This is a genomic window from Cobetia sp. 1CM21F (assembly GCF_023161745.1).
GTDB classification, from domain to species: Bacteria; Pseudomonadota; Gammaproteobacteria; order Pseudomonadales; family Halomonadaceae; genus Cobetia; species Cobetia amphilecti.
In genome coordinates this window covers 549909-564862 of the sequence record NZ_JALNTQ010000002.1, presented here as the reverse complement: position 1 = coordinate 564862, position 14954 = coordinate 549909, and the positions used below count along the sequence as shown (strand labels likewise).

15 protein-coding genes, 2 tRNA genes, 1 pseudogene and 1 riboswitch are annotated in these 14954 nt (G+C 63.5%); of the genes and pseudogenes, 12 read left to right on the top strand and 6 right to left on the bottom strand.

Annotation, left to right across the window (positions count from 1 at the left end):
• Positions 1-34: 34 nt before the first annotated feature.
• Positions 35-802 carry an ABC transporter permease gene (locus MSG32_RS08035; protein ID WP_248379100.1) on the bottom strand — a complete coding sequence of 256 codons (768 nt, stop codon included), beginning with the start codon at positions 800-802 and terminating at the stop codon, positions 35-37.
• A complete protein-coding gene (locus tag MSG32_RS08030) occupies positions 799-1551 on the bottom strand; it encodes an ABC transporter ATP-binding protein (protein ID WP_200906787.1) in 753 nt (250 codons plus the stop codon). Before MSG32_RS08030 ends, MSG32_RS08035 begins: the two co-directional genes overlap by 4 nt.
• Positions 1552-1609: 58 nt before the next feature.
• A riboswitch (TPP riboswitch) is annotated at positions 1610-1723 on the bottom strand.
• 185 nt (positions 1724-1908) lie between these two features.
• Between MSG32_RS08030 and MSG32_RS08025 the strand changes: the two genes are divergently transcribed.
• The 3 genes from MSG32_RS08025 to MSG32_RS08015 all read left to right on the top strand — a co-directional run bounded on the left by MSG32_RS08025 (position 1909) and on the right by MSG32_RS08015 (position 6049).
• Positions 1909-2874 (top strand): hypothetical protein, encoded by a 966-nt coding sequence (locus MSG32_RS08025; protein WP_248379099.1) that lies wholly within the window; start codon positions 1909-1911, stop codon positions 2872-2874.
• 137 nt (positions 2875-3011) lie between these two features.
• Entirely contained in the window at positions 3012-4721 is a 1710-nt protein-coding gene (locus MSG32_RS08020) for a potassium/proton antiporter (protein WP_240548729.1), read from the top strand.
• A 203-nt stretch (positions 4722-4924) separates the two neighbouring features.
• Positions 4925-6049, top strand: a complete 1125-nt coding sequence (locus MSG32_RS08015) for a GGDEF domain-containing protein (RefSeq protein ID WP_054557336.1) — start codon at positions 4925-4927, stop codon at positions 6047-6049.
• 158 nt (positions 6050-6207) lie between these two features.
• On the opposite strand, the gene MSG32_RS08010 is transcribed toward MSG32_RS08015, so the two are convergent.
• From MSG32_RS08010 to MSG32_RS08000, 3 genes are all read right to left on the bottom strand, one after another.
• Positions 6208-7419, bottom strand: coding sequence for a DEAD/DEAH box helicase (locus MSG32_RS08010; RefSeq protein ID WP_248379098.1), 1212 nt, complete (start codon positions 7417-7419; stop codon positions 6208-6210).
• A 222-nt stretch (positions 7420-7641) separates the two neighbouring features.
• A tRNA-Ser gene (locus tag MSG32_RS08005) sits at positions 7642-7732 on the bottom strand.
• Positions 7733-7951: 219 nt separating this feature from the next.
• Positions 7952-8042 (bottom strand) — tRNA-Ser (locus tag MSG32_RS08000).
• Between the two features lie 254 nt (positions 8043-8296).
• On the opposite strand from MSG32_RS08000, the gene MSG32_RS07995 reads away from it, so the two are divergent.
• The 6 genes from MSG32_RS07995 (at position 8297) to MSG32_RS07970 (ending at position 11701) form a co-directional block, all read left to right on the top strand.
• Complete coding sequence (locus tag MSG32_RS07995; RefSeq protein WP_054557334.1) at positions 8297-8965, top strand: Bax inhibitor-1/YccA family protein; 669 nt, start codon at positions 8297-8299, stop codon at positions 8963-8965.
• Between the two features lie 127 nt (positions 8966-9092).
• Positions 9093-9482 (top strand): sulfurtransferase complex subunit TusD, encoded by a 390-nt coding sequence (gene tusD / locus MSG32_RS07990; RefSeq protein WP_043335054.1) that lies wholly within the window; start codon positions 9093-9095, stop codon positions 9480-9482.
• 52 nt (positions 9483-9534) lie between these two features.
• Complete coding sequence (gene tusC, locus MSG32_RS07985; RefSeq protein WP_235507078.1) at positions 9535-9945, top strand: sulfurtransferase complex subunit TusC; 411 nt, start codon at positions 9535-9537, stop codon at positions 9943-9945.
• 121 nt (positions 9946-10066) lie between these two features.
• Positions 10067-10357 (top strand): sulfurtransferase complex subunit TusB, encoded by a 291-nt coding sequence (gene tusB / locus MSG32_RS07980; protein ID WP_248379097.1) that lies wholly within the window; start codon positions 10067-10069, stop codon positions 10355-10357.
• A 56-nt stretch (positions 10358-10413) separates the two neighbouring features.
• Positions 10414-10767 (top strand): TusE/DsrC/DsvC family sulfur relay protein, encoded by a 354-nt coding sequence (locus MSG32_RS07975; RefSeq protein WP_043335059.1) that lies wholly within the window; start codon positions 10414-10416, stop codon positions 10765-10767.
• 205 nt (positions 10768-10972) lie between these two features.
• Complete coding sequence (locus MSG32_RS07970) at positions 10973-11701, top strand: YebC/PmpR family DNA-binding transcriptional regulator (protein ID WP_054557332.1); 729 nt, start codon at positions 10973-10975, stop codon at positions 11699-11701.
• Between the two features lie 164 nt (positions 11702-11865).
• Here the strand turns inward: MSG32_RS07970 and MSG32_RS07965 are convergent.
• Positions 11866-12423, bottom strand: a pseudogene (locus tag MSG32_RS07965) (DUF4396 domain-containing protein).
• Between the two features lie 410 nt (positions 12424-12833).
• On the opposite strand from MSG32_RS07965, the gene MSG32_RS07960 reads away from it, so the two are divergent.
• From MSG32_RS07960 to fhuF, 3 genes are all read left to right on the top strand, one after another.
• Positions 12834-13430, top strand: a complete 597-nt coding sequence (locus tag MSG32_RS07960; protein ID WP_052384744.1) for a RimK/LysX family protein — start codon at positions 12834-12836, stop codon at positions 13428-13430.
• 69 nt (positions 13431-13499) lie between these two features.
• Positions 13500-13895, top strand: a complete 396-nt coding sequence (locus MSG32_RS07955) for a DUF393 domain-containing protein (RefSeq protein ID WP_215824188.1) — start codon at positions 13500-13502, stop codon at positions 13893-13895.
• A gap of 141 nt (positions 13896-14036) precedes the next feature.
• The gene (fhuF, locus tag MSG32_RS07950) at positions 14037-14918 is read left to right on the top strand and encodes a siderophore-iron reductase FhuF (RefSeq protein WP_248379096.1); all 882 of its coding nucleotides are present in this window, start codon (positions 14037-14039) and stop codon (positions 14916-14918) included.
• The last annotated feature ends 36 nt before the right edge of the window (positions 14919-14954 follow it).

The following is a 14954-nucleotide window of genomic DNA, read 5'->3' as shown; positions in this document are numbered from 1 at the left end:
CGGTCTTGCGGTAGTTACTCGAAGCCCCGGCGTGTCAGCTCAGGCGTGTCAGCCGGTCGCGGTGCCAGGGCATCAGGGCGCGCAGCAGCGCATCCAGCGAGAAATAGAGCAGCAGGGAGAAGGCGACCAGCACCAGCAGGGCGGCGAACATCAGGTCGATTTCCATGCGCGCGTTGGCGTTGAGCATCAGATAGCCCAGCCCCTGACTGGCACCGGCCCATTCCCCGATGACGGCGCCGATGGGGGCGGCGGTCGCGGCCATGCGAATGCCGGAGGCCAGTGCCGGCAGCGCGGCGGGCAACTGGATGTGGATCAGCCGGCGCCATGGGCTGGCACCCAGGGTATGGGCAAGATCCAGCCAGCCCTGCTGGGTCTGGCGCAGGCCGTCGTAGCCGGTGGAGGCGACCGGGAAATAGATGATCAGCGTCGCCATCACCACCTTGGACAGCATGTCATAGCCGAGCCACAGCACCAGCAGCGGCGCGATCGCGAACAGCGGTATCACCTGGCTGATCAGCAGCATCGGCAGCAGGGTGCGGCGCAGGCGGGGAATGAAGGCCAGCGCCAGCGCGGTGGCAAGGCCGAGCAGAATGCCCAGCACCAGCCCGGCCAGTATCTCGCTGATGGTGACGCCAGCGTGATGGGCCAGCAGCGGCGCCTTCTGGATCAGCACCTCGAGCACGGCCTGCGGCGTGGGCAGAATGTAGGGCGGTACGGCGGTAACGGCAATGACCAGCTGCCAAAGCCCCAGCAGGAGCAGCGCGCTGATGACGAGGTGACGCATGGCGTGCAGACGTTTCATGCGGCCTCCTCGCTATCACGCAGGCGGGCGATCAGTTGCGCCTGCGCCGGTGGCAGGGCCGGGTCATCCAGCGGCACCGGGCGTGCGGCGCCAAGCCCCGGCAGGCGTTCCAGCTCGGCGCCGTGACCCGGGAGGCTCGACGGGCGCAGCACCAGCAGTTGATCGGCGAGGCGCAATGCCTCCAGCGGGTCATGGGTCACCATCAGGACGGTGCGGCCCTTGAGCAGGCGGCTGGCCAGATCATGCAGCTCCAGACGGGTGATGGCATCCACCGCCGAGAATGGCTCGTCCATCATCACGACCGGCGCCTGCTGGTAGAGCGTGCGGGCGAGGGCGACGCGCTGGCGCTGACCGCCGGAGAGGGCGTCCGGCCAGGCCTGCTCACGGCCCTCGAGCCCGACCGCGGCCAGCAGTTCATGAGCGAGTTTGCGATTGCGCGGCCGCCGGCGCAGGTCATCGCCCAGCCACAGGTTGTCGATGACGCGCCGCCACGGCAGCAGCAGGTCCTGCTGCGCCATCCAGGCCACGCGGTCGGTCAGCGGCTGACCGTCATCGGTGGCGAGGTCGAGCTGGTGGAGATCTGACATCTCCAGACCGGCCAGCAGGCGCAGCAGCGAACTCTTGCCGCAGCCGGAGCGTCCCAGCAGTGCCGTCCAGCTACCGGCTTCCAGACGCGCGGAGATATCGCGGAACAGCGTGTGGCCGGCGTAATCGATTCGTGCGTTGTTGAGGGTGAGTCCCAGCGACACAGGCAATTCCGTGGTCAGGCGGCGTGCCGGCAGGAGGAAGCAGGTGACGCGCCATGCAGGGCACGCGTCGGGGATTCCCTCCGCCGGTATCAACCGGATCAGGTTCCAGGGGTTGTCGCGCGACGTATCGCTGCGGCTCTCAGCCCATCCTCGGGCACCCCCATCCAGGTCGACAGTGTAACGTCACTCTCTTGCCGGTGTCTTGTCCGACGCGGGTCAGGGGCGGGGGGCGGGTCCGGTGAGCAGGGCAGAGGTGGGCAGGGCAGAGGTGGCGTGCGAAACGGACTATGCCGATGTGCCACGCCTTGGGTATGCTGAGCTTTACTGTAACAAGACGTGTAGCCCAAGGAGATCATCATGCCCGACACACCGGATCTCTCGACCTGTTCCAGTTATCCCGTTCCCCCACGGCGGCCGAGCACGGCTGAGGCCGTGGGCGAGCCGCGTCCCGTGCCCAGGGGCTGGCCCGAGGAGTCACTGACCCGCCGGCTCTCGACCTATCTGGGTCAACCCCTTGAGCCGTTGGCACTCGCCTGGCCGGATAGCGCCAACTGGCTATGGCGCCAGCGTGGCGGCACGCCCGGCCTCATCAAGCTGGCGCGCACCGGGCCAGACCATGACCCCTTCTGGCGCGCCATGCGCGGGGTCTTCGGCGCCGATCGCTGGGCGACGCCGGAGGGGCTGACGCGACTGGCGGGCGCCTTGCCCGCGCGCCTGCCGATTCCGCCACTGCCCCTGACCTTTCTCGGGCGTCTCGATGGCGCGCCCATCTGGCACCTGCCGTGGTCCAGCGGGCAGCCGAGTGATCTCAGCATCACCTTCTGTGAGCTGCTGGGCGACCAGCTCGGTCGCCTGCATCAGGATACGCTGTCGGGCTTCGGTCAGCCGCTGGCGCAGCCGATGCCGCTATTGCACTGGAATACCCGCGTCACGCGCTTTCTCGCCCATCACCCGCGTCGCGCGGAGCTTGGCACGCTGCTCAAGCGCACCTTCCCGGCACCGACTCGCGCGGTGTGGTGTCTGCCGGACATGCGCGCCGATCAATATCTGTGCGCCGCCACCGGCTGGGTATGGAGCGATTGGGAAGCGCTGGTGTGGGCGCCGATCGAGTTCGACTGGGCGCTGGTGGAGTTGCTGCTGGAAACGCCGGAGCAGCGTCAGGCCTTTATGAAGGGCTATTCGCGCCATGGGCGCATGATCGATCTCGATGGCCAGCGTGAGCTGTGCCGTGCGCTGTTGTGGGCGATGGAGGCCTTCGGCCCGCGGTCCTATGCTGAGCTTGCGGCAGCCCCTGCCTGGGTCTCGCCGCGCAGCCTGGCGTGAAATCCGCGTGCTGCACGCTGCAAGTACATGAAAGGTGTGAAATTTCTCTGCAGCCCCATCGCTGACATGGAATACTGTGGGTGAGTCGTCGTGGACGTCACTCGAGATCTGATGTAGGGCTTGGCGGGGGAGCACTCGTGGTAGAGAACCTGAATTATTATTTCTTGCTGGCAGGCACGCTGATCGCCTTGAGCGTGTTGGCCAGCCGCGTCTCGGCGCGTCTTGGCATGCCGCTGCTACTGCTGTTCCTCGGCCTTGGCATGCTGGCGGGTGAAGATGGCGTGCTGGGCATCCAGTTCGATGACGCCTCATCCGCTTACATGATCGGCAACCTGGCGCTGGCGCTCATCCTGCTCGATGGCGGCCTGCGCACGCGGCTGTCCACGTTTCGTGCCGGCCTGAAGCCGGCGCTGGTGCTGGCCACCGTCGGGGTCTTCATGACCAGCGGCCTGGTGGGCCTTCTGGCCATGTGGCTGTTTGATCTCACCCTGATCGAAGGCCTGCTGGTCGGGGCCATCGTCGGCTCCACCGATGCCGCGGCGGTCTTCTCGCTGCTGGGCGGTCAGGGCGTTCACCTCAATGAGCGTGTCGGTGCGACGCTGGAAATCGAGTCCGGCACCAACGACCCGATGGCGATCTTCCTGACCATCACGCTGGCCGAGATCCTGACCGGTCAGCTCTCCGGCGTCGCGTCGGGCATCATGAGCTTCCTGCTGCAGTTCGGTGTCGGCGCCGCCATGGGGATCGCCGGCGGCTGGCTGATCGCCCGTCTGATGCGCTATCTGGACCTCGCGCCCGGCCTCTATTCGCTGCTGGCGCTGGCGCTGGGCCTGAGCCTCTTCGCCACCACCAACGAGATGGGTGGCAGCGGTTTCCTTGCCATCTATCTGTGTGGCCTGATGATCGGCAATCACCCCGGGCGGCATCTGGAGCACATCCTGCCGGTGCATGATGGTATGGCGCATCTCTCGCAGATCGTGCTGTTCCTGATGCTGGGCCTTTTGGTCTCGCCCTCGACCATGCTGCAGTTCGCGCTGCCGGCCGCCATCCTCAGCGTGGCGCTGATTCTGGTGGTGCGCCCGCTGGCGGTCATCCTGTGTCTCAAGCCGTTCTTCCGCTTCCGCTGGCGCGAGCTGTGGTTCATCAGCTGGGTCGGGCTGCGAGGGGCGGTGCCGATTGTGCTGGCGATCTTCCCGGTGATCACCGGGGTCGAGAATGCCGGTCTCTACTTCAATGTCGCCTTCTTCGTGGTCATCATCTCGCTGCTGGTACAGGGCTCGTCGCTGGCGCCGATGGCGCGCAAGCTGCGGGTGGTGGTGCCGCCGGGCGCACAGCCGAGTCGCCGCAACCTGCTCGGCATCATGCCGGTCAATGACTACGAGATGCTGGTCTATCGCGTCGACAACACGGCGCTGGAAGGCGTGGCGCTGCGCATGCTGCGCTTCCCGTCGGGGGCCAAGGTCGGGGCGCTGTTCCGCAACAAGGTGTTGATCCACCCCAAGGGCAGCACCTGTCTGCATCAGCAGGATGTGCTGTGCGTGGTGGGGCGCTCCTGTGATGTGCCGAGCCTCAACCGCATGTTCAATGGCGAGAGTCTGCAGCACGAGCAACGCGCCTTCTTCGGGACCTTCACGCTGGAAGGCGATGCCAACATGCAGGATATCGCCGATGTCTACGGCTTGACGCTCTCCCAGGGCGAGCACCACCTGACCATCGCCGAATTCATCACCCGGCGAGTCGGCGGGGTGCCGGTGGTCGGCGACGATGTCGACTGGCATGGCATCCACTGGGTGGTGAACGAGGTGGAAGGCAATCGCATCACCAAGGTCGGCCTGCGACTGCACTGAGTCTGAGTCCGTTTCTGGGCCTGAATCTGTGTCAGGGCCTGAGCCTGCGCCTGCGCTTCACACGATACGACGCCCCCATTGCACTGCGTGTAATGGGGGCGTCGTGTTTGGACTCATCAATATCGTATTCTGTTGATGTCAGGCCAATTTGTCCGTGACAGCGCCTGGCCACCGATTGTGGCCAGCGACAAGGAGGTGACTACATGGCCAGCCCACACCCTCATCTCGCGGGCTTTCTGCGGCGATTCGAGCAATTCCCGCCCGGACTCACGGCGGATGAGAAGACCTTTCATGCCACCTTCAACGTGGTCTACGTGCTGGCGGTCAGTTGCCATCTGCTCTACGCCATCCTGCTGTTGTGGCTGGGCGAGATGGGCATTCTGGCGCTGAATCTGGCGATGCTGATCGTCGATCTGGTCTGTCTGCAGCTGCACCGTGCTCGCCGTGAAGCCCTGGCGGCCACGCTGATGGCGCTGGGCACCTGCGCGCAGATCAGCTTCTCGCTGCGCTATTTCGGCTCGGAAGCCGGGTTCGACTACTTCTACTTCGGCGCCTTGCTGTGCATCTACTCGATCCGCATGTCGTTCATGCGGCGCGTTTTGCTGTGCGCCGCCTGCCTGAGCATGCCGCTGCTGGCCTATATCATCCTGATGCTGGAAGGGCCGACCAATCCGCTGCCCGCCGGCTGGATGCTGGCATTTCGCATCATCAATCTGGGCGTCTTGACCATCTTCTTCACGCTGGTGCTGGTGCAGATGGGCTGGTCGGTGGAGCGCCTGCAGCAGCGTTTCGAGACGGGAGGGCGCTTCGATGCGCTGACCGGCGCCCTGAGTCGCGCCGAGCTGGTCGACAGCGGGCGTGGCATGTTGATCAACAACGGGGCGCTGAGCGTGATGATGGTGGATGTCGACCATCTGGCGCTGATCAACGAGACATGGGGTCGCCAGGCCGGTGATCAGGTGCTCAAGGAGCTGGTGCGGCGCATGCGCAGCATCCTGCGCGGGGAGGACCTGGTCGGGCGCTATGGCGGCGAGGAATTCGTGCTGCTGTGCCCGGGGCTGCATGGCGAGCGCGTCGATCAGGTGGCAGAGCGCCTGTGCAAGGGCGCCTCGGCATTGCCGTTCGTCATCAATGACGGCCTCAACAGTCTGGATGTCAATCTGTCGATCGGTGTCGCCCAGCGCCAGTCCGGCGACAAGGACCTGGAAGGCCTGATCGCCAAGGCCGACGTCAATCTGTTCCGTGCCAAGCAGGACGGCGGCAATGGCTTCGTCAGTGACACCCAGCTGGGCCCCGTGGGTGGGCCGGGCATCGCCGCCATCAATTGAGCGCAATTCACTGCGCGCAGAGCTTTGTGCATAGAGGTTTGCGCATAGAGATTTGCGAACAAAGCTAGGTATACAGCCCAGCACGCCCCCGGAGAATGACATTCATGTCTCCGGGGGCGTGCGTGTGTCAGGGCGTCATCAGGCTGCCCTGAGAGGTATCAGCGGCGGTTGGGCTGGCGACGACGGCTCTTGCTTGCGGACTTGGGGGCGTAGTCGCTGTTCGAGGCCGGCACCGCGAGCTTGGGCGCAAAGCCTTCCACGACTTCGCGCGTCACGAAATAGCCCAGGTGCTGCTCGATGGCGCACAGGTTGCGGAAGTCATCACGCGAGACCAGCGAGATGGCTTCACCGCTGGCTCCGGCGCGACCGGTACGCCCGATGCGGTGGACATAATCCTCGGCGGCGTCCGGCAGGTCATAGTTGACCACGCGCTGCAGGTCATCGATGTCGATGCCCCGCGCGGCAACGCCGGTGGCCACGAGATACTTGATGGTGCCGGCCTTGAAGTCGGCCAGCAGCTGCTCGCGCATTGCCTGGCTGCGACCGCTGTGGAAGGACTCGGCGGCGATGTCACGCTTCTCCAGCTGACTCACCAGCTTGGCGGCGCCACGCTTGGTCTCGATGAAGATCAGCGCCTGCTGCCACTGCTTCTCGTGAATCAGGTGGCTCAGAAGGGCGGACTTGAACTCCTTGTCGACCGTGATCAGATACTGGCTGATATCCGGCGCGGTAACGTTCTCCGGTGCGACCATGATCTCGACGGCGTCCGTCACTGCGGTCTTGGCGAGCACGCGCACCTGAGCCGAGAGCGTGGCCGAGAACAGCAGGTTCTGGCGCTCTCTGGGCAGCTTCTCGACGATCTTGTTGATGTCGGCGATGAAGCCCATGTCGAGCATGCGGTCCGCTTCGTCGATGACGAGGGTGCGTGTCTCGTCGAGGTGGATCGCGCGGCGGGTCAGCATGTCCAGCAGGCGGCCGGGCGTCGCCACCAGGATGTCCACGCCCTCGATCAGACGCTGTTGCTGGGGTTCGATCTCCACGCCGCCATACATCGCCATGGAGCTGACTTCCAGATACCTGGAGTAGTGCTGGATGTTGTCTTCGACCTGGATCGCCAGCTCCCGCGTCGGCGTCAGGATGACGGCATGTACGCGCTTGGCGCGCACCTTGGGCGCCTGCTGCAGGGTCTGCAGGATGGGCAGCACGAAGCTTGCCGTCTTGCCGGTACCCGTCTGGGCGGCGGCGATCAGGTTGTTACCGGCCAGCACGACGGGGATCGCCTTCTCCTGGATGGGAGTCGGGGTCTGGTAGCCTTGCTCGGTGACGGCCTTGACGATGGAATCGCTCAAACCAAGGGCAGAAAATGGCATGGTGTCTCGACTTGTCTAAAGGGGGAGGGGCAAGCGCACATTCTGCGGCAAGGAATGTCTGGCGCAGTGATGCTCACTGTAGCCGAAAGTCCGCTGACGGCCCGGCGCATCAATGGCCATCGCTGCTCAGGCAGGGTAGCGAAGTGGCGGCGATGGGCGCTGCGCGGCAACAATGAAAAAGCCCCGCCTACCTGAAGTAGACGGGGCTTTCGGAATTCAAGGTGGTGGAGGGACAGGGATTCGAACCCTGGGTAGGCTATTAACCTACGCCGGTTTTCAAGACCGGTGCATTCAACCGCTCTGCCATCCCTCCGACTCACGGAGCGAAATACTACCGAACCTGATGAGAATAGCAAGGGATAGGCGAAGAAAAATCTTCGGAAAAGCCATCGCGGACAATCACTTGCAGCTGGATGGCGCCGGGGTGAGGCCGCCGGAGCCGCCTGCTGGCACCAGACCATGAATCGGGTCATGTGTCAGGCCACGAAAAAGCCCCGCCTACCTGAGGTAGACGGGGCTTTCGGAATCAAGGTGGTGGAGGGACAGGGATTCGAACCCTGGGTAGGCTATTAACCTACGCCGGTTTTCAAGACCGGTGCATTCAACCGCTCTGCCATCCCTCCGACTCACGGGATGAAATACTACGGATTTTTCAGTCAGGGTCAAGGACTTGGCGTAAATTTCCTTGTCGTTCAGATGCTTGAAAGGTCGCGCATGCCACAATGGCTGCGGAGACTGACGATGTCGTTGCCTTGCACGCGCCGGATGGTTGCCTCAATAGGGCTTTTCATCGTTCTGTCTCTTGATTAGGCAAACCCCTGAGGGCATGCTGGGGTCAAATCGATGAATCCATCGTAGCAACCTGAGGATAGACACCATGGCTAACAGCTCCTGGCAGGTCTCGCAGGATACCGCGAGCCGCTCGCTCAGTACTCACAAGGTACTGCGCAACACTTACATGATGCTGGCAATGACGCTGCTGTTCTCCGCGCTGACCGCTGGCGTGGCGATGAGCATGGGCGTCGGCCGCATGAACATCTTCGTGCTGCTGATCGGTGCCTACGGCCTGATGTTCCTGGTCCACAAGACTGCGAACTCCACCGCCGGCATCTTCGCGACCTTCGCCTTCACCGGCTTCATGGGCTTCACGCTCGGTCCGGTACTGAATGCCTACCTGAGCCTGCCCAACGGCGGCCAGCTGGTGATGACCGCGCTCGGCATGACCGGCATCACCTTCGCCGGCCTGTCCGCGGTGGCTCTGGTGACGCGCAAGGACTTCTCGTTCCTTGGCAACTTCCTGTTCGCCGGCGCCATCGTGCTGATTCTGGCGATGCTGGCAGCGATGATCTTCAACATCAGCGGGCTGGCACTGGCTGTCTCCGCCGGCTTCGTGCTGTTCGCCTCCGCGGCGATCCTGTTCGAGACCAGCCAGATCATCCACGGCGGGCAGACCAACTACCTGCTGGCGACGGTGAGCCTGTACGTCTCCATCTACAACATGTTCGTCAGCCTGCTGGCCCTGCTGGGCTTCGCTTCCGACGATTGATCGTCAAGCGAAGGAACATGAGACCTGCAAACGACCCCGCCTCGGCGGGGTCGTTTGCGTTCGGGTGTCAGGTGGCGTGACTCGCGCTAGAATGGCGCCCATTCATGAGCAGTCACACGAGGTTCGCATGCGTTACGCTCTGGCCGTCTACGGCGGCCCCTACAGCCAGCAGGCCAGCCATTCGGCGCTGCGCTTTGCCGACGCCCTGCTGGCGCGCGGCCATCAGCTGACCACGGTGTTCTTCTATCACGACGGCGTCTACAACGCCGCCAACATGATGGCACCGCCCCAGGACGAGCCGCATCTGCGCGATCGCTGGCTGTCGCTTGCCGAGAATCACGCCACCCGCCTGCAGGTGTGTGTCGCGGCGGGGCTGAGACGCGGCATGCTCGATGAGCGCGAAGCGGCGCGGCATGGCAAGCAGGGGCATACCCTCGAGGCGCCGTTCGAGCTGACGGGGCTGGGCCAGCTGGTCGAGGCGACGCTGGACAATGACCACCTGATCACCTTTGCATGACGTCATTTCTTGTCGTCACTGATGATGTCACTTATCGAGTGAGGAGCAGACCATGAGCGATGTGATGACGGCAGCCCCAGCAGGCGATGACGCCGGGATAGCCGCCGGTGATCTGCTGGTCATGCTGCGCCATGGCCCGCATGGCAGCAGCTGGCTGCGCGAGGGGCTGGAGGCGGCGATGGTCGCGGCGGCCTTCGGGCGCGAGGTCGGGTTGCTGTTCACCGGCGATGGCGTGATGGCGCTGCTGGAAGGGCAGCAGGTCGGGCCGCTGGGGCAGAAGGGCAGTGACAACCTGCTGGCGGCGCTTGAGATGTATGACGTCGAGCGCTGTTACGTCGATGCGGCGGCGCTGCGCGCACGGGGCCTGACAGCGCAGGATGTCACGCTGTTGCCGGTCACGCTGCTCGAGCACGACGAGGTGGTCGCGCTGACCACCGCGTTCTCGCGCGTGTTGAGCTTCTGACACGTCACTGCCGCCAACGCTGACGACTGATATGCTCGCATCAGTTTCCTGATGCCATGTCATTGATATCTCTTGATTGATGGCCAGTGGCAGTCCCAGCTTCCCTTGCCTGGATAATTGCATGAATCTACATCTACTCAATCGTTCGCCATTCTCCAGCCGCATCCATGATGATGTGCTCAATGCCATGGGCCCGGAAGACCAGCTGCTGTTGATCGAGGATGGCGTCAATGGCGCCCTCGACAACGCCGGGCAGCACCTTGCCGGGCTTGAGGGACGGCTGTTCGCGTTGCGCGAGGACCTCGAGTCCCGCGGCCTGCTGGGGCGCTGCGCGGAGAACGTCATCGTGGTCGACGTTGACGGTTTCGTCGCCCTGACCGAGGCCGCCGACAAGACCGTCAGCTGGTTCTGAGGCGCCAGGCGCTTCTCCCTTTCAATTTTCATGCAAGACAGTGAATCAGGATCTGTATGGCCAGTAGTGAAGCGGTGCGCACACTGACGCTTGATGGGCGTGATATCGGACTGGATGCGGAAGGCTATCTGGTCGATCTCGATGACTGGAGTCCGGCGCTGGCGGAAATGCTGGCCGCCGAGGAGGGGCGTGAACTGACGCCGGAGCACTGGGAGGTGATCGAGGTGTTGCGCGACTTCTATCAGCGTTTCTCGCTGTCACCGGCCATGCGCCCGCTGAGCAAGGCGATGACCCAGCGCTTTGGTCCCGACAAGGGCCGCTCGCTGCATCTGATGCGGCTGTTCCCGGACAGTCCGCCCAAGGTGGGCGCGCGCATCGCCGGGTTGCCCAAGCCGACCAACTGTCTGTGACGGTCAGCCGCATGCATGAGTCGCCTTGCCCGTCGTGGTGCGCTGCGCTCAACGCGCAAGACCCGGCAGGGATGGCGACGTACGGCGTTGTCTGCGTTACTATTCGTCACAGCGTTGCAGTGTCGGCCAGGAGGCCGATGCTGCTTCAGGTCCCGCGACATGGTCGCAAGGGCATTTGAATTCAGGCGGACAAGAGTCGACTTGCATGGGAAGAGCATTCCAGAACCGTAAAGAATCAATGGCGCGTACCTCTCTCAACAAGGCACGCGTGTATTCACGTTACGGGCGCGAGATTTACGTCTCGGCCAAGAGCGGTGGCCTCGACCCCAACGGCAACCTGAGCCTGCGTCGTCTCATCGAGAAGGCCAAGAAGGACCAGGTGCCGACTCACGTCATCGACAAGGCGATCGACAAGGCCAAGGGCACCGGCGGCGAAGACTTCGCTCTGGCGCGCTATGAAGGCTTTGGTCCGGGCAACGTCATGGTCATCGTTGATTGTCTGACCGACAACAACAACCGCACCTTCGGCGAAGTCCGCACCTGCTTCAACAAGGGCAAGGGCAAGCTGGGCGCGCAGGGTTCGGTGTCGCACATGTTCGACCACCGCGCCATCCTGGCCTTCAAGGGCGCGGAAGAGGACGAGGAAAAGGTCCTGGAAGCGCTGATGGAAGCCGACGTCGATGTCAGTGACATCGAGCTCGACGAAGGCATCATCACGGTTCTCGCGCCGACGACCGAGTACTTCAAGGCCAAGGGTGCGCTGACCGACATCTACGGTGAAGACCTCGACTTCGAAGTCGATGAGATCAGCTTCATTCCGCAGATCCATACCGAAGTCGGCGGCGATGACGCCGAGCTGCTCAACAAGATGCTCGAGCTGCTGGATGATTGTGAAGATGTGCAGCAGGTCTATCACAACGGCGAGTTCGTCTAGGCCAGCGTCTTGAACGTGATGCGACTGACGGCTTCACGCTGACTGGGATGCGAATGTCAGTGTGAAAACTCAGTCAGAGAAAAGCCCCGTCGGCATGCCGACGGGGCTTTTTCATGTCTCAACCCTCAATACTCAACACTCTGCGCGCCTCAGCAGTGCGCGCTTCAGCAATGTGCGTGATGCTGCGCTTGCGGGTCCGTCTCGCGTGGGTCTGCCATGCCCCCCTTGACGCCATGCTTCACCAGCCAGACGTTGACGGGCCAGGCGGCGAGCAGCCCCAGACTCAGGGAAATGATCAGCGAGTTCCAGAACAGCGGCTGGTGCATGCCGGCACCGCCCGCAAGCTAGAGGTCCACGGAAATCGCCACCACTTCCATCACCACGATGGAGGCCGTCTCGCTCTTGAAGGCATCACGAATTACCTGCGGCTTGTCATCACTGCCGCCCTGCAGCATCGGGCCGACCGTCAGCAGGAAGCCGAACAGGTAAGCGAAGATGAAGGTGATGATCGCGGTGGAGATATTGCCCATGGCCAACAGGCCCACCGCCAGGCTGACGCCGACGAATTCCCCCAGTCCGCAGCCTGAATAGCAGTGCGCGACGCTTCTCAGCCCCTTGCGGGCATCACCGTTGGCGGCGATCTGGCGACGCCCGGCGAAACGATAGACCAGCAGTCCCACGACACCGGAGTAGAGCGTGGTCAGCCCCCACACCCACTTCATCATCGGGGCCAGATGGGCATTCTTCGTGGTCAGGTCACGCAAGACCCAGATCAGCGCCGGTACCATCAGCAACAGCCAGCACAGCAGCAGGCTCCAGTGGGAAAGTGACTCACGTAATAGATCTTGCATGGTGACCTCCTGTCGAGTGGATGTCGCAGATGGCCGTGCGCCGATAGCAATACGCTGATAGCAGTACGCTGATGGCGCGGCCCTCCTTGATAGCTGGTGGGGGCAGCGCGCCATATCAAGGGTGGCCTGTCATCGCCTGCTCGCAACCGCCCGTTGCTTTCGCCTGACAGGGTGACAGGCGAGGGTGTGTTCTCACGCCTTGTTAACCTTGCCGCAAGCCTCCATGGTGAAGGATGTCGGGCATTGCCCTTGCAATGTCGCCACTTTTCCCAGGAGTCACCATGTCGAGACACGCTGCTACATCCCTTGCGCGCGCCGCCCGTCAATTCGCCGGTGTCGGCTTGATAGCCTCGCTTGCCGCGCCAGCCGTGGCCCAGGCGGCAGACGACAAGGTCTTCGGTTGGGTGGAGAAGGCAACCATCGAGCCGTGGGGTGTGATGGTGAAGGCCAAGCTGGATAGCGGCGCGCTGACCTCCTCGATGCATGCCGAGAATATCGAGACCTTCGAGCGTGATGACGAGGAATGGGTGCGTTTCGATGTGGAAGTCGAGGACGAAGCCAAGGGTGACAAGGTCGAGAACACCTTTGAGCGCCCACTGTATCGCGACCTGACGGTGTCCGGCGCAGGCGGACGCGATACGCGCCCGGTGGTGCTGATGACGCTGTGCATGGGCGGCGAGCGCTACGAGGAGCAGTTCAGTCTGCGCGATCGTGACGGCATGAATTACCCGGTGCTGCTGGGGCGCCGCACCATCCAGAGCCTGGGCGTACTCGATGTGCGCAAGACCTTCCAGACCAGCCCGGACTGTGCCGAGGACGCGCCGCTGCATCGCTATGAAGACAAGGAGTATTCCGATCGCATCGGCGCGGCGTCCTGATCTTATGTCGCTCTGAACGCTCATTGAGGAACGCGTACCGCGCACATTCATCACAAGAGGGAGGCCAGCATGTCGGACATCGCCAGCCAGCGACCTCAGCGTGACGGTTTGCCACTCATCAGGATCTACTACGACGCGCGCTGCCCGGTGTGTCGTCGTGAACGCGCCCGCTACGAGCGGCTGTCGCGCCAAGACGCCAACGTCGAGTGGTGGGATGCGACGGATAACGCCGAGCATCTCGCCGCTCGCGGCATCGGCCTCAAGCAGGCATTGCTGTCGTTGCATGTCGAGACAGCGCAAGGGCAGATCCGTGAGGGCATGCCGGCGTATCGCCTGCTGCTTGCGCGCATCCCCGGTCTTGCCTGGCTGGGGTGGCTGATCACGCGGCCGCTGATCGAGCCGGCGCTGACGCGAGTCTACGATGCCTGGGTGCGTCGTCGGCTGTGTCGGGACGGCAGGCTGTGAGTGCTGGCGAGCCCGACGCAGCGAGCTGGAAGCCCCGTTGCAAGCCCTGCTGGTTCATCATGCTTTTTTGATATGCAAATGCTAATAGTTTTCGTTAGTATGTGAGGCACTGTCTGTTTCTTCACGTCTGCGAGCTTCCCGATGATCGACGCGCTTTCCCCGCTCTTTGCCGGTCCGATGGTTGCCTATCGGGACCTGATCACTACCTACGCTCAGGTGCAGGCAGGTGATGAGGCGTCGCTCCAGCGTGTCGTGCCGGCGCGCGATGTGCTCAGCCCCGGGTGGCTGGCGGCGTGCATCGCCGCGCATGGCATGCAGTACGAGACCGGCCCGGCAGACGCCGCTTCTCACCACAGCGCCCCCGATGAGCAGGCGCTGCTTTCCCAGTGGTCCAAGTACCTGCTGTCCTCGATGGTATCGCTGCCGCTGGCGGCCAACCTGCTGCTGGACCATCAACTGCCGCTGGAGCTGCGGCATCTTTCGCTGCGCCTTGGCGAGCATGGCGTGGTCACGCAGCTGATACTCGATGATGCGGCGGGGCAGGGCGCAAGCCTCCCGGCGGAGATCGAGTCGGCCGATGAGGCGACGCGACTCCAGGCACGCTTCCAGGGCTACCTGGCGCATCTTGAGGCCGTCATCGAGCGCCTGGTGCCGCACACTGCGCTGGGGCCCAAGGTCTTCTGGAGCAACGCGGCACATTACTTCGTCTATATCGTCGGCATGCTGGAAGAGCAGGGCTGGGTCGCGCAGACGGCGCCGGCCCGTCAGCTGATGGCGACCAGAATTCTGGCCGACGGGCGGCGCAATCCGCTCTATCAGCCGGTCAGCGACGTGATGGACCGCCATGGCGAACGGCATACGCCGCGCAAGGTGTGCTGCGTGCGTTATCGCATCGAGTGCCTGGGCTATTGCAGCAATTGTCCGCTGAGCATCGAGCGCGCCACGGCACGTCGCGCCCAGACCCGTCGGGTCGATCAGCGTGCCAACTCGCGCGCGGCGCTGATCGGCAGCGACCTGTCCTGATAGGTAGCGTCCTGAGCGGCAGCGGTCTGTGTTGAT